The 17,341-nt window shown below is 61.9% G+C and carries 17 protein-coding genes and 1 tRNA gene; 7 read left to right on the top strand and 11 right to left on the bottom strand.

The features are described from left to right. Positions 1–4: 4 nt before the first annotated feature. The 6 genes from J5Y06_RS03580 to rplU form a co-directional block, all read right to left on the bottom strand. On the bottom strand, positions 5–1,285 hold the full coding sequence (locus J5Y06_RS03580) for a glutamate-5-semialdehyde dehydrogenase (RefSeq protein WP_209333716.1): 1,281 nt from the start codon (positions 1,283–1,285) through the stop codon (positions 5–7). Continuing rightward, on the bottom strand, positions 1,269–2,453 hold the full coding sequence (gene proB, locus J5Y06_RS03575; protein WP_209333715.1) for a glutamate 5-kinase: 1,185 nt from the start codon (positions 2,451–2,453) through the stop codon (positions 1,269–1,271). Before proB ends, J5Y06_RS03580 begins: the two co-directional genes overlap by 17 nt. Beyond that, positions 2,453–3,496 carry a GTPase ObgE gene (gene obgE, locus J5Y06_RS03570; protein ID WP_209333714.1) on the bottom strand — a complete coding sequence of 348 codons (1,044 nt, stop codon included), beginning with the start codon at positions 3,494–3,496 and terminating at the stop codon, positions 2,453–2,455. The genes proB and obgE overlap by 1 nt, the downstream gene beginning before the upstream one ends. Positions 3,497–3,579: 83 nt before the next feature. Continuing rightward, complete coding sequence (locus tag J5Y06_RS03565; protein ID WP_209334355.1) at positions 3,580–4,170, bottom strand: GNAT family N-acetyltransferase; 591 nt, start codon at positions 4,168–4,170, stop codon at positions 3,580–3,582. A gap of 125 nt (positions 4,171–4,295) precedes the next feature. Then, entirely contained in the window at positions 4,296–4,565 is a 270-nt protein-coding gene (rpmA, locus tag J5Y06_RS03560; RefSeq protein WP_209333713.1) for a 50S ribosomal protein L27, read from the bottom strand. 124 nt (positions 4,566–4,689) lie between these two features. Next, a complete protein-coding gene (gene rplU, locus J5Y06_RS03555; protein WP_209333712.1) occupies positions 4,690–5,004 on the bottom strand; it encodes a 50S ribosomal protein L21 in 315 nt (104 codons plus the stop codon). A 340-nt stretch (positions 5,005–5,344) separates the two neighbouring features. Between rplU and J5Y06_RS03550 the strand changes: the two genes are divergently transcribed. The 3 genes from J5Y06_RS03550 to J5Y06_RS03540 all read left to right on the top strand — a co-directional run bounded on the left by J5Y06_RS03550 (position 5,345) and on the right by J5Y06_RS03540 (position 8,184). Continuing rightward, positions 5,345–5,434 (top strand) — tRNA-Ser (locus tag J5Y06_RS03550). Between the two features lie 426 nt (positions 5,435–5,860). Beyond that, a complete protein-coding gene (locus tag J5Y06_RS03545; RefSeq protein WP_245247542.1) occupies positions 5,861–6,784 on the top strand; it encodes an SDR family NAD(P)-dependent oxidoreductase in 924 nt (307 codons plus the stop codon). Between the two features lie 404 nt (positions 6,785–7,188). Continuing rightward, positions 7,189–8,184: a Bug family tripartite tricarboxylate transporter substrate binding protein gene (locus tag J5Y06_RS03540; RefSeq protein ID WP_209334353.1), complete on the top strand. Its 996-nt coding sequence runs from the start codon at positions 7,189–7,191 to the stop codon at positions 8,182–8,184. A 321-nt stretch (positions 8,185–8,505) separates the two neighbouring features. On the opposite strand, the gene J5Y06_RS03535 is transcribed toward J5Y06_RS03540, so the two are convergent. Next, the gene (locus J5Y06_RS03535; RefSeq protein WP_209333711.1) at positions 8,506–9,615 is read right to left on the bottom strand and encodes an aldo/keto reductase; all 1,110 of its coding nucleotides are present in this window, start codon (positions 9,613–9,615) and stop codon (positions 8,506–8,508) included. A 95-nt stretch (positions 9,616–9,710) separates the two neighbouring features. On the opposite strand from J5Y06_RS03535, the gene J5Y06_RS03530 reads away from it, so the two are divergent. After that, positions 9,711–10,601 carry a LysR family transcriptional regulator gene (locus J5Y06_RS03530; RefSeq protein WP_209333710.1) on the top strand — a complete coding sequence of 297 codons (891 nt, stop codon included), beginning with the start codon at positions 9,711–9,713 and terminating at the stop codon, positions 10,599–10,601. 124 nt (positions 10,602–10,725) lie between these two features. Here the strand turns inward: J5Y06_RS03530 and copM are convergent, their stop codons facing one another. The 3 genes from copM to J5Y06_RS03515 all read right to left on the bottom strand — a co-directional run bounded on the left by copM (position 10,726) and on the right by J5Y06_RS03515 (position 14,211). Further along, the gene (gene copM / locus J5Y06_RS22990; RefSeq protein WP_342453359.1) at positions 10,726–12,219 is read right to left on the bottom strand and encodes a CopM family metallochaperone; all 1,494 of its coding nucleotides are present in this window, start codon (positions 12,217–12,219) and stop codon (positions 10,726–10,728) included. Positions 12,220–12,449: 230 nt separating this feature from the next. After that, positions 12,450–12,878, bottom strand: a complete 429-nt coding sequence (locus J5Y06_RS03520) for a group III truncated hemoglobin (RefSeq protein ID WP_209333709.1) — start codon at positions 12,876–12,878, stop codon at positions 12,450–12,452. A 64-nt stretch (positions 12,879–12,942) separates the two neighbouring features. Next, the gene (locus tag J5Y06_RS03515; RefSeq protein ID WP_209333708.1) at positions 12,943–14,211 is read right to left on the bottom strand and encodes an NnrS family protein; all 1,269 of its coding nucleotides are present in this window, start codon (positions 14,209–14,211) and stop codon (positions 12,943–12,945) included. 145 nt (positions 14,212–14,356) lie between these two features. Here J5Y06_RS03515 and J5Y06_RS03510 point away from each other — a divergent pair, with 145 nt between their 5' ends. After that, the gene (locus J5Y06_RS03510; RefSeq protein WP_209333707.1) at positions 14,357–15,061 is read left to right on the top strand and encodes a Crp/Fnr family transcriptional regulator; all 705 of its coding nucleotides are present in this window, start codon (positions 14,357–14,359) and stop codon (positions 15,059–15,061) included. Here the strand turns inward: J5Y06_RS03510 and J5Y06_RS03505 are convergent. Further along, positions 15,016–15,282 (bottom strand): DUF1858 domain-containing protein, encoded by a 267-nt coding sequence (locus J5Y06_RS03505; protein ID WP_209333706.1) that lies wholly within the window; start codon positions 15,280–15,282, stop codon positions 15,016–15,018. The genes J5Y06_RS03510 and J5Y06_RS03505 overlap by 46 nt on opposite strands. A gap of 238 nt (positions 15,283–15,520) precedes the next feature. Between J5Y06_RS03505 and J5Y06_RS03500 the strand changes: the two genes are divergently transcribed. Both J5Y06_RS03500 and nirK read left to right on the top strand, forming a co-directional pair. Further along, entirely contained in the window at positions 15,521–15,955 is a 435-nt protein-coding gene (locus tag J5Y06_RS03500; protein ID WP_209333705.1) for a pseudoazurin, read from the top strand. 49 nt (positions 15,956–16,004) lie between these two features. Further along, a complete protein-coding gene (gene nirK, locus J5Y06_RS03495) occupies positions 16,005–17,141 on the top strand; it encodes a copper-containing nitrite reductase (RefSeq protein ID WP_209333704.1) in 1,137 nt (378 codons plus the stop codon). Positions 17,142–17,341 lie beyond the last annotated feature (200 nt).

The raw sequence follows: 17,341 nt of genomic DNA, 5'->3' as shown, positions 1-17,341 counted from the left end.
ACTGTTACGGCCGCACCTGGCCTGTTCCATGAACCCGATATTTGAAGGACGTCAGTTGCTCCACGCCCACCGGCCCGCGCGCATGCATCTTGCCCGTAGCAATGCCGATTTCGCCGCCGAAGCCGAACTCGCCGCCATCGGCAAACTGGGTCGACGCGTTGTGAAGAAGAATGGCCGAGTCGATCTCGTTGAAGAACCGGGACACCACGGCAGGATCCTCCGCAATCACCGCTTCTGTGTGGTGGGATGAGTACGTGGCGATGTGGCGGATCGCTCCTTCGATCCCATCCACCAGGCGAACGGAAATGATCGCGTCCAGATATTCCGTGCGCCAATCCTCTTCCCGAGCCACTTGCGCGCGGGGGAAGCGGCGTACGACATCGTCGTCCCCGCGGATGGCACATCCGGCCGCGCTCAAGGCGTCGAGCATCGGCACGAGGTGTGTGTCTGCCGCAGCGCGGTCGACCAAGAGGGTTTCGGCCGCACCGCAGATGCCGGTACGGCGCATCTTGGCGTTCACGATCACCTTCATCGCCATGTCCAGCTCGGCGGAGCGATCGACATAAACGTGGCAAAGGCCCTCCAGATGGGCAAACACCGGCACCCGGGCGTCGGACTGAACGCGCGCCACCAGGCTCTTGCCGCCACGCGGGACGATCACGTCGACATTCCCGTCGAGACCCTTCAGCATTTCACCCACGGCACCGCGGTCGGTGGTCGGCACCAGCTGGATGGCACCGGCGGGCAAGCCGGCAGCCTGGACGCCCTGGACAAGAAAGGCGTGGATTGCAGCCGACGTGTTCACCGAATCCGAGCCGCCTCGCAGGATCACAGCATTGCCAGCTTTCAAGCAGAGAGCGCCGGCGTCTGCCGTCACATTTGGGCGGCTTTCATAAATGACGCCGATCACGCCGAGCGGGGTACGCACGCGCTCGATCCGGAGTCCGTTCGGCCGCTCCCAGGCAGCCATTACGGTTCCGACCGGATCCTTCAGTTCCGCGATCGCTTCCATGCCCGCAGCCATCGCAGCGATCCGCGTCGGGTCCAAGGTCAGCCGGTCGATGGACGCCGCACTCAAGCCCGCGTCTTGTGCGTTGGCAAGGTCGATCTCGTTGGCCTCAAGAATAACCGCGGCACCATCCCGAACAAACCGGGCGGCAGCCAGCAGCGCTTCGCGCTTGGCCTCCGGCGCTGCAATTGCCAGGATCTGGGAGGCCGCGCGCGCCCGACAGCCCAGATCTGCCATCAGAGCGGCGACATCGCTCACTTCAAGCGCTTTCAGCATGGCTTGCTTCCTGTTGTCGCGGAACAATGCCGGACGCCGCGCTCTTCGACGCGGTGCGCGTCATCACCAGATCGTCACGGTGCACCATGGCCGAGCGCGCTTCGTATCCGAGCACCGCCGCGATTTCCGTAGTTTTCAACCCTGCGATGCGGCTTGCGTCCGGCGCATCATAGGCCGCAAGGCCCCGCGCGATTTCTGCGCCATCGGGACCGAGGATTGCAACCGTGTCGCCCCGCTCGAACTGGCCGCTGACCGCCTTTACACCAGCCGGCAACAGCGATTTGCCGCCGAGCAAGGCGCTGATTGCACCGGCATCCACCGTCAAACGCCCGGCCGGTTCGAGGTGACCGGCGATCCAGGTCTTATATCCACGCACCGGCTGCGCCCAGGGCTGGAAAAAGGTGGCGCGCTCGCCCCGATCGATTGCCGCCAGTGGATGAAGGCGATCCCCCTGGGTAATGATCATGGCCGTGCCTGCCGCAGTGGCGATCTTGCCGGCATCGAGCTTTGTGCGCATCCCGCCGCGCGACAGTTCGGAGGCCGCAGCACCCGCCATGGCGTCGATCTCGGGCGTGATGCGCTCCACAAAGGGCACGAACTGCGCGCTGGGGTCACGCTGCGGCGGCGCCGTGTAAAGCCCGTCGATGTCTGACAACAGGATCAGGAGGTCGGCACCCATCATGGTGGCGACGCGCGCGGCGAGCCGGTCATTGTCGCCGTAGCGAATTTCCGTCGTGGCCACGGTGTCGTTTTCATTGATCACCGGAACGGCGCCCAGCTTCAACAGCGTTCCAATCGTGGCGCGGGCGTTGAGGTACCGGCGACGCTCTTCCGTGTCGCCGAGCGTCACCAGGACCTGGCCGGATTTCAGATCAGCGCGCGCAAGTTCTTCCGACCAGGCGCCAGCCAGCGCGATCTGGCCCACGGCCGCCGCCGCTTGGCTTTCTTCGAGCTTCAACGGCCGCCGTCCGAGATCAAGGATGGTGCGCCCCAACGCAATGGCACCCGACGACACCACGAGAACATCCGCCCCGCCCTTCGCGAGTTGGCGGATGTCTTCCACGAGCGACTGCAGCCACGACCGCCGCAAGCCGGTCGACCGATCCACAAGAAGCGCGGAGCCGATCTTCACCGTGATCCGGCGGTAAGACGACAGCGGCTTCCGCATCACGTCGCTCCCGTTTGCCAGCGAGGATCCTCGACAACCGGCTCTTCTTCCGCACGCGCGGCTTGGACGACCTCCATCAGGGCGCGCAGAACGCTTTCCGTGCCCTCCCCCGTGGCCGCTGACAGAACCAGCGGCGTTTTGCCGGATGCCCGCTTCAACGCCGCAACCTTCTTCTTGCGCGTTTCCGCGTCGATCGTATCGGCTTGGCTCAGCGCCAGGACTTCGGGCTTCTCTTCAAGTCCATGGCCATAGGCTTCAAGTTCCGCCCGCACAGTCTTGTAGGTCTGCGCCGCGTTTTCTTCCTGCGCGGACACAAGATGAAGGAGCACCCGTGTGCGCTCCACATGGCCAAGAAACCGATCGCCGATGCCCACACCTTCATGGGCACCCTCAATCAGCCCAGGGATATCCGCAATGACGAACTCGCGCGCGTCTATTCGCGCAACACCAAGGCCGGGATGCAAGGTGGTGAACGGATAATCCGCGATCTTCGGTTTGGCGGCCGTGACAGCGGCAAGGAAGGTCGACTTGCCGGCATTGGGCAGTCCGACGATGCCGGCGTCGGCAATCAGCTTCAAGCGCAGCCAGATCGACTTTTCCTCGCCTGCCAGCCCGGGATTGGCACGCCGCGGCGCCTGATTGGTGGACGTCTTGAAATGCGCGTTGCCGAAGCCGCCATTGCCACCTTTGGCAAGCAGCACCTTCTGCCCGACTTCGGTGAGATCGGCGATCAGGGTCTCGTTGTCGTCTTCATAGATCTGGGTCCCGGCGGGAACCTTGAGAATGACGTCGGGCGCCTTGCCGCCGGCCAAGTTGCGTCCCATGCCGTGGACGCCGGTCTGGGCCTTGAAATGCTGCTGGTAACGATAATCGATCAGCGTGTTGAGGCCGTCCACCGCAACCGCCCACACATCGCCACCGCGTCCACCGTCTCCCCCATCCGGGCCGCCGAACTCGATGAACTTTTCGCGCCGGAACGACACGGCGCCCGCACCACCGTCGCCCGATTTGATATGGACCTTGGCTTGATCGAGGAATTTCATGGCTTCGTTCTTTCAGGTCGGCCAAACAGCCGTTTGATGCAATAAACTATGCGCCCGGCAAGTGCGAGGGGCCGCAATGCCCCTCAGTTCAACGGCCAGGTGCGCAGGCTGATCCAGGTCTTGCGGTCGAGCTGGTAGCGCTCCACCGGCACCAGGCCGGAAACGCGGGAATGCCCCATGCCGGGCCCGGCATAATGAAAGCCGCATTTCTGGATCACGCGGCGCGACGGGGTATTCACCACGCGGCAGGACGCATGGAGCACATCTTCCTGGGTGGCACGAAACATCAGATCCACGAGAGCATGCGCGGCTTCCGTCGCATAGCCTTGTCCCCAGAAGGGACGACCGATCCAGTAACCGAGTTCTGCTCCTTGTGCGCCGGGGGAAATGCTCGCGCAGCCAACAAAACCGGCGTCTTCGGCCCGCGTCAGCGCATAACCAACGCCATTGGAACCCGGTGACCAGCGGGCGATGAAGTTGCGCGCTTCGGTTTCGCGGTAAGGGTGCGGCATGCTCGACAACATTGCCGCCAGCTGTCGATCGTTGGCGTATCGCACGAGATCCGGGATATCAGCTTCGTGCGGCGGGCGCATCACGAGGCGATCGGTAATCAAAACCGGACAATCGATGATCAGCCGACTTTCATGTTCCAGGTCTTCCTGTTCGGCAACCATGGTGCAGTCCCTCCAAAGCACAAAGAAAAAGGGGAGATGGAAACCCATCTCCCCTGATCTCTTGCTGGCTTTGCCAGACACCGGGTCCCCGAGATGGGTTGCCGGTGTTGGTGGTGCGGAACCGGCTATTCCGCTGCTTCAGCCATCGGATTGACGGCCACGTAGGTACGGCCGTTGGCTTTCGCTTGAAACGCGACCGAGCCTGGTACGAGCGCAAAAAGGGTATGGTCCTTGCCCATGCCCACATTGGTGCCCGGGTGCCACTTGGTGCCGCGCTGACGAATGAGAATGTTTCCGGCCTTGACGGTTTCGCCACCGAACTTCTTCACGCCAAGGCGCTTGGATTCGGAATCGCGACCGTTGCGCGACGAACCGCCAGCTTTCTTGTGTGCCATGGGATCACTCCTTGATTGGCGCCCTTTTGCCTGATCCGCCCTTCTGGATCAAGCTGGCGCCGGTAAATTGTCGTTACGTCAGCAGATCAATCGCTGATCCGCCTTGCGGTTGCTTGGTTCGCGCTCAGGCGGCGTTGATGCCGGTGATGCGCACCACCGTGTGCATCTGACGATTGCCACGCTTGCGGCGCGAGTTCTGGCGGCGGCGCTTCTTGAACGCGATCACCGTCTTGGAGCGGCCGTGTTCGACGATCTCGCCGGTGACCTTTGCGCCCTGAACCAGCGGTGCGCCAAGCGTGGTGTTGTCACCGTCGCCATAAGCCAGCACTTCGCCGAATTCCACCGTGTCACCGACCTCGCCCGTGATGTTGCCGATGGTCAGAACGTCGTCGGCGGCAACGCGATACTGCTTCCCGCCGGTCTTGATGACTGCGAACATTGTTTTTCCTTTCGATGTTCATCCAGCCTGAACGCGCAAAGCGCCCGGCCGTCTTTTTATCAGTCTGGTTTCGAACTGTTGTTGCTCGAGAAACCGGATCGGCTTGCGCCAGCCCCGGTTTTCCGTTCCTGCGTTACACGCAAAAGCGACAACCGCGGATCGAGGGTCCACGGTCAGTTGGCCGGCTCCATACCCGAGGAGCGCCGCTGCGTCAAGAATGCAGCGGGTGTCCTTAAGGAGACCCGAAGGTACACCCGGGTTGAAAGGCAGGAAACCCTTGTGCAAAGGCGCGGCTGCCTATATGGAGTGCGCCGCGCCTGACAACAGGCCGACCAGCCGCGGAGAGGTGGCAGAGTGGTCGAATGCACCGCACTCGAAATGCGGCATGGGTGCAAGCCCATCGGGGGTTCGAATCCCCCCCTCTCCGCCACTTACCTGAGACTCTCCGCCAGTTTGAACCGCGCGTTTTCCGGCAACTTCGGCCCGTCTGCCCCCTTGCGGAGTGGAATCAATGGCTGGAGAACATGGTGTATCGCTAGAAAAGACCGGGTCGGGACCGGTCGGAAGGCACACAAAGGCGCGCGGCGCTGGGCCCTACCTTGTGCGTTCGGGTTCGGTTTACCTTTTCCAGATCAGGATGCCGAAGGCGCTCGGCGTGCCTGCAGCGTCGCCGCCGCAGGACCACCCGACGTTCATTTCGGCGCCTGTTCGGGCCGCAGAGCATCGTCCAGACTTTTCGGCTGCGGCCGAGCCGACCCTGGATCAGAACGCAATCGATGATGACGGGACAGCCGGATACAACCTGGACAGGCGTTACGTGAGGCGGCCAGCTTCAAGGAAGCCGAGGTTCAGCCGGATGGCCGAAGACTACCTCGCAGCCTATTCCGGCAGATCCGGCTCGGGCAATAAGGATGTCCGCATCGCCCGCGCCCGCTGCGAGCTGTTCGTTGAAGTTATCGGAGTTGCAATTTGCCTTCGTCGGCAACAGCTTCGCCAAAGTACGCCATCGGGAGAAAAGATGATCATAGAACCGCGCACACGTGTGATCGTCACTGGCGGTGCCTCCGGCATCGGGCTTGCAGTAACCAAGGCTTGCCTTGAAAGAGGAGCTCAGGTGGCCGTGAATGCATTGCCTGGAGATGCCAAAGCATCTGAGGTCATCGCTGGGCTGAAAGCCACGTATAATGAAACCGTTGTCTCTGCGTTCGCGGATGTTTCAGACCGTGGCGCAGTTGAAGACATGATAACTAGCTCGGCCCGACAGTTAGGCGGCAAAGTGGACCTGCTTGTCAACAATGCCGGAACTTCGAACACACGCGATCCCATCCCGATGAGCGATCTCGACAAAATGACACCTGAGTTCTGGGGCGCCATCTTCTCAACGAATTTGCTGGGACCATTCTGGTGCAGTCGCGCAGCCGCCCCTTACTTTTCAGACGGTGGGGCAATCATCAACATAGCCAGCATTGCAGGTCTGGGAAAATCGGCCAGCAGCATGGCTTATGCGGCAAGCAAGGCCGCGTTGATCAACATGACAATCAACCTGGCCAAGGCGCTAGCGCCTCATGTCAGGGTCAATGCCGTCGCGCCAGGATTGACCAGAACCCCGTGGACCGCTGATTGGCCAGAAGCGCGTGTGTCCAAATCGCTATCATCAACACTGCTGGGTCGCTGGGTAGAAGCTGAAGATGTGGCTCATGCGGTGATCATGTTGGCCGAGAATCCGTCCATAACGGCCCAAACACTCGTTGTGGACGCTGGACGCGGTTACCACGAATAAAGAAGGCGCAACGATCCAGTAGCGATAGCCGCATCACGAGCGCTGTTTCCGTTTAGATGGCCTCCCGACGGTCGCCGCATCTAAGGGGCGGCCGAGTCTCGACAGGGCAACGGCTCGATGCATCGGCCCGAAGTATCGCACGGCACAAATCGGCCTCACGTCCGCGAGCTCGACGTCTGTCATCAGTAATCCCATCGTCGCCGAGTTTCCGCTCATGACGTCCGGGCAGCGACGGACGCACCATGCTGATGGTGCGTGTCGAATGGTTGATCCGATCCCGGTTAGCTTCGCCCAGTCTGGCAATCGGACCGAACGATCCTGACACTTCAAACGAAGGGCTTCCTGCCGCCACGAAGAGTCTGGTAGCGTACCTTGTGAGGACATTCTTCAGAGGGAGAGAGAGCATGATTTCACGACGTGCAATAGCTGCGGCGGTGCTCGCGGCGGGTTTGGCGGGTGCGTTCAGCCACGCTTTCACCGGGTCCGCGGTGGCGCAGGAGGCGTATCCGAGCCGCACGATCACGATGATCGTTCCGTTTCCGGCCGGAGGCACCACCGACATTCTCGGCCGTCTCGTCGCCGAGGCGCTTTCTCAGAAGCTGGGCCAGCAGGTCGTCGTGGAGAATCGGGGCGGCGCCGGTGGCAACATCGGCTCGGCAGCCGCCGCCCAGGCGGAGCCCGATGGCTATACGCTGCTCGTCGGCACGGTCGGCACCCACGCGATCAACCAGAGCCTCTACTCCTCCATGCCCTTCGATCCGATTGAGGATTTCGTGGCCCTCAGCCGCATCGCCACGGTGCCCAATATCTTGGTGGCCAATCCGCAGCAGCCCTTCTCCACCGTCCAAGAGCTGATCGCCCACGCAAAGGCAAATCCCGGCGCGGTGGAATATGCCTCCTCCGGCAACGGGACCTCGATCCACCTGTCGGGCGAGCTCTTCAAGACCAAGGCCGGCGTCGACATGCTGCACGTTCCCTACAAGGGCAGTGCACCCGCGCTCACGGATCTGCTCGGAAACCAGATCGCGATCATGTTCGACAATCTGCCGAGCGCGATCCAGCATGTGCGCGCGGGAAGCCTGCGCGCCATTGCGGTCACCTCCTCGGAACGTGCGGAGGAACTACCGGACGTGCCGACGATCTCCGAAGCGGGCCTGGACGGCTACGAGGCCACCTCCTGGTTCGGCGTCTTTGTCACCGCCGGCACGCCGGCGCCGATCGTGGAGACGCTCAACGCGGCGATCACAGAAGCGCTGAAGGAGCCCGCCATGATCGAGAAGATCAAGGGACTCGGCGGGACGCCGGTGCCGGAGAGCTCGGCCGACTTCACGACCTTCATCAAGGCGGAGGCGGCAAAATGGGGCGACGTCGTGAAGGCGTCGGGTGCCCGCGTCGACTGATCTCGCTCGGCAGACGCTCCTTTCGCTGCCTTGATTTCCGGTGCAGGTCGCGCGCCAATATCGATGCTTGTCTGCGGCCTGCAACTGCATCGATGGCGTGCTCTTGCTGCCATCGGGCGGCGAAACGAAGAGGCAGAAGACGGCCGATGAGCCTCTTCTGCGTTATGCAGCCCTTGGCGAAGCTGGTTCCGGATACGACCACTTTCTCCGCATCTATTTTGATTTGCTCCAGAGTCGTAAGCGTCGGCGCCTCATGTCAGCTGCCAGCGGGCTGCCGTCGCTGAGTAGAACTTTCCCGTTCAGCGCGAAGTTATCCCGCGCTCAGGTTCGCATGTCGACCCAAGGATCAACTGACTGCCCACCAAAGATGCGTTCGCGGGGCAGATCGAAGATGAAGTAGGGGTTGAGCATAGGTGGTGTTCCTGCCGCCTCGATCCGAGCCCTTTGATCTGGCGAGAGGACGACATCAAGCGAAGCGATGTTCTGCTGAAGCTGCTCCGTCCGGCTCGCTCCGATCAGCACCGAGGACACGCCTGGTCGGTTTGTCACCCAGGCCAGTGCCACTTGCGCCATTGGACGATCGAGCTCGGCTGCGACTGCTCGCAGCACGTCAACGATCTTGAAGTTGCCTTCGGTAAAGAGCATCCCGCCATAAGGGTTGTCGCCATTCAGCCTCCCGTCGCTGCCGCGGTCCGTCGTCTCGCCGGGCCGGTCTGGAAGCGAACCTGCCGGGCCCGCGTCGGCAAGCTTTTCGCGGCCGTATTTGCCAGTCAGCATGCCGGCCGCGAGCGGGCTCCAAGCTACCAGCCCCAGTCCAAGAGCTTGTCCCGCCGGTGCGATCTCGAGTTCTAAACCGCGATCTATGAGAGAATAGGAATACTGCAGGCCGATTGGCTCCGGGAGCCCATGCGCACGCGCAAGCGTGGCAATCTGAGCAACATACCAAGCAGGCGCGTTAGAGAAGCCGTAGTAGAGGATGTCGCCGCGGCGGACGGCATCGGTAAGCGCGCGCAGCACTTCTTCCGCAGGCGTTGTACGATCCCAGACGTGCGTCCAGTAAAGGTCGATGAAGTCGGTACGGAGCCGGCGCAGCGAGCCCTCGATACCGTCTCGCATGTTTCGAGCGCCATTTCCTCCGGCCAGGGGAGTGTCTTGACGACGTGGAAAGCCCGATTTGGTGGCAATTACCAGCCTGTCACGTGAGCCAGATTCGGAAAGGAACCGACCCAGCATCGCCTCGCTCTCGCCCCCGGAGTAGACATCGGCTGTGTCGAGGAAGTTGCCGCCAGCTTCGGTATAAGCATGGAAGATGGCGCGAGAGGTGGTCTCGTCCGCGCCCCAGCGGCCAGCAGCGAAGGTCATGGTGCCCAAGGCAAGTGGACTAACCACCAGTCCTGATCGGCCAAGTGTACGATATTCGATAAGGCTCATTGCTGCATCTCCTGACATGTTCCACTAAAGTAGCCTCTCTTGCGGGAGCAGATTAGGCGGACCGCGCCGCAAGGGCTTGTGAAGGATATGCAGCAATGAAGCGGGGCGAGCTTGACGATCTGGCAGCGTTTGCGGCTGTGGCGCGCGTCCGCAGCTTTACGCGCGCCGCGGCAGAACTCGGTTTTTCACCTTCCGCGCTTAGTCACGCGATGCGGAACTTGGAGCAGCGGCTTGGCGTACAGCTGCTTGCTCGGACAACCCGCAGTGTAGCTCCAACGCCCGCTGGTGAACGGCTTCTGCGTTCGCTTGATCCGGCACTGGCCGAAGTGGCGAGCGGATTATCCGCGTTGGCGAACTGGCGCGGCGAACCCGCGGGCCACATTCGCCTGACAACATTTTCTTCTGCCGCGCGGATGGTGCTTGCGCCGGTCCTGCCGCGCTTCCTCAGCGAGCACCCGAAGGTTTCGGTTGAGGTGAACGTAGACAGCAGGCTTAGCGATCTGGTGGCAGAGGGTTATGATGCTGGCATCCGCTTCGGAGAAACCTTGGAGCGCGACATGGTCGCGGTGCGCGTGGGGCCAGACCTGCGCACGGTCGTGGTTGGCACGCCAAGCTATTTTTCCCGACACGCACTTCCCTCCACACCGGACGACCTGGAAAGGCACCTTTGCATCAACTACAGGCTGGCTGGCGGTGGCCTCTTGCCTTGGGAGTTTGCGCGCGACGGTCGCGAGATACGCTACCACCCCCGCGGGCAGCTGACCGGGAACGACGAAACGGTCGCCGCCGCCGCTGTTCGTGCCGGCGCGGCATTGGGATACATGCTGGAGCCCGATGTTGCCGAGGAGATTGCTGACGGCCGGTTGGTGCAGGTTCTGGACGAGTGGTGCCCCACGTTTCCCGGCTTGCACCTCTATTATCCGAGCCGGCAGGTAACGCCGGCGTTGAGGGCGCTTTCAGACGCGCTTCGCTGGAAAAGTGGCTGATCGCCTGCGGCGTAGGAGCTGGGCGGTCGGCAGCTTTCTTCCTTCATTTTCCTGAAGCACGCGAAGAGGGGCCAACTGGGAACTGAAGAGCCCAGCCCGTGGTCGGGCTCTCCGCTTGAACGCATCATCGGCTGCCGCTCTCGACACCCCGCTGTTGCAGCCATTGGCGCATTTGATCGATTTCTGCTTCCTGTTCGCCGATGAGGTGCTCCGCAAAAGCGCGCGCCTGAGGATCCGCTCCGTACTGCAGCTGAACCCGCGCCATGTCGATGGCGCCCTGGTGGTGCGGGATCATGCCCAGCATGAACGCGACGTCCGGATCAGGATGGCGCATGCCTTCCATCATCGGCCGGTGCATCGTGGACATGGTTGCCTCGTAGGCGGCATTGGCTGGAGTTTGCTCCGGCGGCGTCAGCACAGTTGTGTCCGCGGCCCCTCCAGGACCACCATGTCCACCGTGCTCGGCAGGACCTGAGGTCGGGGGCGCACCAATGCCTCCAGCCGCCTGCGGTCCATGCGGATGTTCGGGATTGTAGGAATGGGTCGCCAATCCCGCCTGCTGTTGCTGGCCTTCCGCGCCGAAGAAGGTCCGGTGCAAGCCCCAGTATCCCGCAACGAAGATGACAAAAGCGATCGCCAGGCCGGCTGGAACACTCGCGAGCGACTGTTTGAGCTTGGGCAGGAAGTGCAGTTCGCGCGTATGGTCGGCAAAAATGGCAACGATGATCGCCATGATCAGTGCATGACCGACAAGATCGATGCGGCCAAAAGGATAAACGGCCGCGTTGAAGATTATGAACAGGCTGATCGCTGAAAGCCGGCGCACCAACGGCGTCCACAGGAGGCCAAAGCCCATGGTAAACTCAGCCACGCCAGCCATTGGAATGAACACATCGCGCGGCATGCCGAAGGTCAGAAACGGCTTTTCTTCCACGAGAGGATAGAACCAGTCTGGATAAGCAAACTTCTCCAGGCTCGACCACATCAAGGCGATGGCGACGCCCCAGCGCAGCACCTCGAAGCGGTGTTTGCGCCATTCGGGGTTGTTTGACGCCGCAAGCACGAGATAGCCCCCAACTGCAACGCCGAGCGCAAGGTAGTCGAACAGGTGAAAGAGCTCATAATCGCGCAACGCCAGCACCCAGAGCAGGATGATGCCGGCCGCAGAGAAAGGCATGGTCTTGCGTGAGAAAACACCGAAGGCAATCAGGAGCTGGAGCCAGGAAACCCACTCGGCCGGGGTTTTGAGATCCGGCGTCAGGTAAACGCCGCCGACCGCAAAGATCGCCACGAAAAAGGCACCGATCACCACCCGCACGAAATCGTCGAGACGGTTCCAGAGCGGATCCGTCACGCGGTCCATGCCTGAAAGAACCCGCTCGCCGAAGCCGGTTCGCTCAACGGCCCGTGTCCCCACGAAAAACACGAGCACCAGTACGATCGCGGTCCAGAACCACACGTCCGACAGCGTGTTGGTGATGGGGGCCGGCTGAGCGCCGACGATGTAAGGCGCAAACCACTTCACATGGGCATGGGCGGGGGTCGCGACAGTCGCGGCCGTGGCGGCGGCGATCAGTTTCGCGTGTCGGGAAAAGCTTTGGAGATCCAAAATCGGCACGGTCTACTTTCCTTCTTCGAACCAGCCCACGAAGGACGCTTGTTGGCGCTCTATGAGCTGAGATGAGGCGGTCTTTCTGATCCTGCCAAATTGCAAACTTGACGGATGGGAAAAGCGTTCCGCGAGATTGCGACCGCTGAGAACTTGGCGGGAGAGTGAAGCTACTGCGCGCTCTATCGATTGGCAGACGGCCGAAGCTACGACTGCTCCTGTGCCTGCGGTTGCGTAGACTAGGAACTGCGTTCCAGCTTGAAGAACATCGCGAGCTTCAGGCTTCGGGCGATGCGCTCGGCACGATCGACAAAAATCGTTGCGACTTCAGGCGGGCAGAGGCCCGAAATGGTCATGTGGAAGTGGTGAAGCCAGATGCCGAAATCTTCCTCGACGATGCCTTTCAGCCGGACGTGAGCTGGAACAGGGCGCCCGCTGTAGGCACCGTTCTTGAGGATCACGGCGCACCAGAAATCCGTCATCTTTTCCAGGTGAGGCTCCCAACTGTCCGCGATCTCTGCTGCGAAAATCGGGCCAAGGCGGGGGTCTGACCGTACGCGGCCGTAGAACGCGCGCACCAGCCTCGCGATGAAGGACCGGTCGATCAGCGGGTGATCGACCGGCAGCTCCGGCTCGGGAGGGACGGGTCTTGTTCGAGGCGCGTTCATGTCGGTTCCCAAGGGTTCTGAGTGCAAGTAAGAGAATGGCCGTTGCGGGTCGAGTGACCGATGATCACGGTCCCTGTCGAGGACGCCAAAGGATCCGGGCGTAGCGCATGACGAATAGCAGGAAGGCAAGGGCCCAGAGGCTGCCACCTGCGATGATCAGGGCCTGATACGCCTCGGGAATGATCGGGGCCAGGATCCGCAGCAAGGCTCCCAGCGACACGGCAGCATAGATCGCGGTCGTGATCCGGTCGCTGGCGATCAAGCGTCCTGTATGGCCAAGGCTGGCACGTGACATCACCGATAACGTCATCGTTCCCACCGCACCGGCGGTCAGCGTGTGGATTGCCGCGTCGGCCGGAACCGCGGAGGGCAAAAGGATTGCCAGGCCGAGCATCGCCACTCCAACCGAAAGCCAGAGATAGCCGACGTGAAGCACTGCGAGGATCGGTTCGCGCCGGGCAAGCCAACCCTTCCAACGCAGTAAACGTGCGATCAGCAGAATTCCGGCGGCGACCAGCAGCGCGGCAGCCCAGGCGGCCTCCGGAACGATGATCCAGGCAAGCAGCCCGAGGACCGTTGTGAAAAGCGCCAGTTTGTCCGGTAGCCCGAAGGCAGCTGGCAAGGCGTTGCTTCCCTTTTTTACTAGCCCGTTGCGGGTGAAGCTCGGAATGATCCGCCCGCCGATCAAAGTCATCAGAATCGTGGTCACGCCGATCGCGAGCCGCACCGCAAGGCCCGGTTCAATAAGGCCGCCAGCTTCCATGTGATGGAGGCCGCCTGCCACGGCAAGGAGCGTCAGCAGCGCTGCTACCGGAATGTTGCGGCGATTGCGGCCAACAAGCACTTCGCGCCAGATCGCCAGCGCGAGGGTGACCGGAAACAGCATGTCCAGCGCCAGTGCCGCCCAAGGCGCAGCGACGGTGGCGCAGGCGATGCGTCCAACCAGCCACAACAGCACCAGAACGGCCAAACGCGTTCCACTCAAGGGAAGACGTCCCGTCCAATTTGGCACGGCCGTGAGCACAAAGCCGGCGATCACTGCGGACAGAAAGCCGAACAGCATCTCGTGGGCATGCCAAAGGGTGCCGGGAAAAGGGCCATGCAGGGGATAGCCACTTGCGTGAGCCCAGATCCAGAACGGCACGGCAACGGCGGCATAAAGCCCGCCAAGCAAAAAGAAGGGTCTGAAGCCATAGCTGAGGATCGCCGGGCCGCCTAAAACCCGGCCGCGGCCGTCTATCCCGGTGTCACCAGCCTTGCGTCGCGCCCTCGGCACGGATCGGTCCGTCGCGGGCGATGCGAAGCTGTGCGGGGAAGAAGAGGGCCTGTTCATGGATGCTGTTCCGTCGTGCTGCCCGCCTGCGGGGGGAAGAACGCAGGGGCAACACTGTTTAACGGAGGGGGGCGAGCCGAACTTTGTGCTGCCGCAAGGTTTCGGGATGCTGGATGTACACGCGCCAAAGCGCTAGGTGCGAGCCATGTCGCGCCTCGATGCTTCTCTTCTCCGCCCCCTCGCCCAATTCCGCGGCCTGTCCGAGGAAGATCTGCGCTTCGTGATTGCAGGGGCATCGACTCGCCGCCTCGTCAAAGGCACCACCTTGTTCGAGGAAGGCGGGGAAGCCGTCGATTTCTTTCTGGTGCTCGACGGGCGCCTGAAAGTGGTCAAGATCACATCGGACGGCGATCAGGTGCTGATCCGCTTCGTCGTGGCAGGCGAGATTTGTGGCATGGCAGCAGCCATCGGTCGCACCACCTATCCGGCAACCGCTCTGGCAGCATCCGAGTGCCTGATCCTGAGCTGGCCGTCCGCGCTGTGGCCGGGCCTGGTGGAAAAAGTGCCCGCGCTGAGTGCTGGCGCCATGCGGGCCCTTGGCCAAAGGCTGGAAGAGGCTCATACCCGCATCACCGAGCTGTCGACCGAAGAAGTTCAGCGCCGCCTGGCGCATGCGCTCACCCGTCTCGCGGGTCAGGCCGGCCGTAAGGTCGACCAGGGCATCCTCATCGACTTCGCCATCACGCGCCAGGAGCTGGCAGAAATGATTGGCACGACGCTGCACACGGTGAGCCGCATCATGAGCGGCTGGGAAGCGCGACGCCTGCTTGAGGGCGATCGCCAGCACTTGCTTATGCGCGATCCTCACAAGCTGCTGATGATCGCCGAGGGTAATGCATCCGGGGATTGACGGCTCCTTGGCTGGAAAAGCGCTGCAATTGTCGTCTGGAGGTCTGCCATAAATCGATCCAGGTCGACCTGATGCTCGACGCAGGCATCCCGGATCGTATGCAGGCGTCCAATAGGGCAGCCCACACAGTGCAGCCGGTGCTTCAGGAAGACGCCGATGACCGCCGGCCATTGGCGCATCACGTCGTCCACCAGCCTTAGTTCGCTGAGTTCCGCATCCATTGGCCTCACGCGGCTCCCTGTCTTGGTGGAGAGGGATTAGCCCTTTTGCCACTGTCTTTCGTTGCGCCGGAGCAAACGAATTGCTGCGAACCCGGCATGAGCCACGGCAATACCTGAAAGCGTGCAAACCTTGTTCCAGCGCAAACCGCATCCGGCTCGCTGGGCTTATGCACTCCCCAAGCCCGATCGCGAACGCGATGCTTTGGGCGGTTCGCAGGACGAAAAAGGAAGAGAAACCATGAAACCCGTGATCCTCATGGCCGCTGCTGCAGCGCTCGCTTTCACTGGCCCAGCCTTTGCGGCTGACCACCAGGTCAAGATGCTTAACAAGGGCGAGAAGGGTGCGATGGTGTTCGAGCCGGACTTCGTCCAGGCTGCCCCAGGCGACACGGTGACCTTCGTTGTTGTCGACAAGGGACACAATGCCGAAAGCATCAAGGGCATGACGCCAGAAGGCGCCGAGCCGTTCAAGGGCAAGATCAACGAAGAGCTGAAGGTCACGCTCGACAAGGAAGGCATCTGGGGCGTGAAGTGCACGCCGCACTATGGAATGGGTATGGTGGCCCTGATCAAGGCCGGCGAAGCAACCGCATCCGAAGAAGCTCAGGCTGTGAAGCATCCTGGCAAGGCCAAGACCAAGATGGCCGAGCTACTGGCGCAGGCAGCCCAGTAATAAGGGGCTTCGGCCCCGCGTCCTTCCAATCCAGAAAGTAAATGAGACCATGGACAGCATCCAACATGCCGTGGACGGCGAACACGTCGACATTTCTCGGCGCAATCTCCTGCGGGGAACAGCCGGCCTCGCCGTCGCGGGTGCCGTTCTGGCCGCCGGCACGTCCTCGGCTGCGGCACAGCACAGCCATGGCGCACACGGCGCCAACGCAATGCCCTCGCCCGGCGGCAGCCTCAGCAACCGCATCTACCAGGTTGTGGACGGCCTGACGGATATCGGCAAGAACCCGACCGACATTCCGGGCCCCATCACGCGCAAGCAGCCAGAAACTGTAAAGGTCGAGCTCGAGACGGTTGAACTGGAAGCACGGCTCGATGGTCGCACCACCTTCCGCTACTGGACCTTCAACGGCACCGTGCCGGGACCCTTCGTTCGCGTGCGGGTCGGTGACATCGTCGAGGTGACACTGAAGAACGCCGAAGACAGCTCCATGATGCACAACGTCGACTTCCACGCCGTGACCGGACCCGGAGGCGGTGCGGAAGCCACCACAGCAGCACCTGGCGAAACCAAAGGCTTCACTTTCAAAGCTCTGAATCCGGGCCTCTATGTCTACCATTGCGCTGTGCCGCCTGTCGCAATGCACATCGCCAACGGCATGTACGGCATGATCTTGGTGGAGCCCGAAGGAGGCCTGCCGCCTGTAGACCGCGAGTTCTACGTCATGCAGGGCGAGATCTACACGGAAGAAACCTTCGGTTCATCGGGCCTGCTAACCGAAAGCTACGAGAAGCTGCTGAACGAGCGGCCGGAATATTTCGTGCTCAACGGCCATGTCGGCGCGCTCACGGAGCACTTCCCGCTCAAGGCGCAGGTGGGTGAAACTGTTCGAATCTACTTCGGCGTCGGCGGTCCAAACTTCACATCGTCCTTCCACGTCATCGGCGAGATCTTCGACAAGGTTTATCAGCTTGGTTCTGTGACCTCGCCGCCCCTCACTGATGTGCAAACGGCGACGGTACCTGCTGGTGGCGCCACGATCGTGGAGTTTAAGACCGAGGTACCCGGCCGCTATGTTCTGGTGGATCATGCCTTGTCGCGGGTGGAACGCGGGCTTGCAGGCTTCCTGATTGTGGAAGGCGAAGCGAACCACGAGATCTTCCACGCGTCCGAACACACGGAATAGCGAACTCGAACGGACCTTGAGCGATGGCCGGAGAAGATTCCCGGCCATTCTTCTGCGCCGCCTTGCGAGAGACGAGCGCTCCTGCGGGCTGAACGCGCAAGCCATCACCAGCTCTCGGCCCCAAAGCGGAAGGCAGTTAATGGTGATGGGAATGAGCAAGCTGCCTTGCTTTTGCTGATCAGCTTCTGCGGCAGCACGTC

The organism is Tianweitania sediminis, assembly GCF_017813335.1.
GTDB classification, from domain to species: Bacteria; Pseudomonadota; Alphaproteobacteria; order Rhizobiales; family Rhizobiaceae; genus Tianweitania; species Tianweitania sediminis.
Note: the sequence above shows the minus strand (reverse complement) of the source record. Positions and strands in the feature narration are given on the sequence as shown.

Bases quoted from the DNA above. Each gene is read 5' to 3' on its own strand.
- J5Y06_RS03565 (WP_209334355.1), bottom strand. From the start codon at position 4,170: ATGGTTGCCGAACAGGAAGACCTGGAACATGAAAGTCGGCTGATCATC.
- J5Y06_RS03510 (WP_209333707.1), top strand. From the start codon at position 14,357: ATGTCGCGCCTCGATGCTTCTCTTCTCCGCCCCCTCGCCCAATTCCGC.
- obgE (WP_209333714.1), bottom strand. From the start codon at position 3,496: ATGAAATTCCTCGATCAAGCCAAGGTCCATATCAAATCGGGCGACGGT.
- proB (WP_209333715.1), bottom strand. From the start codon at position 2,453: ATGCGGAAGCCGCTGTCGTCTTACCGCCGGATCACGGTGAAGATCGGC.
- J5Y06_RS03505 (WP_209333706.1), bottom strand. From the start codon at position 15,282: ATGGATGCGGAACTCAGCGAACTAAGGCTGGTGGACGACGTGATGCGC.
- rpmA (WP_209333713.1), bottom strand. From the start codon at position 4,565: ATGGCACACAAGAAAGCTGGCGGTTCGTCGCGCAACGGTCGCGATTCC.
- J5Y06_RS03580 (WP_209333716.1), bottom strand. From the start codon at position 1,285: ATGCTGAAAGCGCTTGAAGTGAGCGATGTCGCCGCTCTGATGGCAGAT.
- J5Y06_RS03540 (WP_209334353.1), top strand. From the start codon at position 7,189: ATGATTTCACGACGTGCAATAGCTGCGGCGGTGCTCGCGGCGGGTTTG.
- rplU (WP_209333712.1), bottom strand. From the start codon at position 5,004: ATGTTCGCAGTCATCAAGACCGGCGGGAAGCAGTATCGCGTTGCCGCC.
- J5Y06_RS03520 (WP_209333709.1), bottom strand. From the start codon at position 12,878: ATGAACGCGCCTCGAACAAGACCCGTCCCTCCCGAGCCGGAGCTGCCG.
- J5Y06_RS03545 (WP_245247542.1), top strand. From the start codon at position 5,861: ATGGCCGAAGACTACCTCGCAGCCTATTCCGGCAGATCCGGCTCGGGC.
- J5Y06_RS03500 (WP_209333705.1), top strand. From the start codon at position 15,521: ATGAAACCCGTGATCCTCATGGCCGCTGCTGCAGCGCTCGCTTTCACT.
- nirK (WP_209333704.1), top strand. From the start codon at position 16,005: ATGGACAGCATCCAACATGCCGTGGACGGCGAACACGTCGACATTTCT.
- J5Y06_RS03530 (WP_209333710.1), top strand. From the start codon at position 9,711: ATGAAGCGGGGCGAGCTTGACGATCTGGCAGCGTTTGCGGCTGTGGCG.
- J5Y06_RS03535 (WP_209333711.1), bottom strand. From the start codon at position 9,615: ATGAGCCTTATCGAATATCGTACACTTGGCCGATCAGGACTGGTGGTT.
- J5Y06_RS03515 (WP_209333708.1), bottom strand. From the start codon at position 14,211: ATGAACAGGCCCTCTTCTTCCCCGCACAGCTTCGCATCGCCCGCGACG.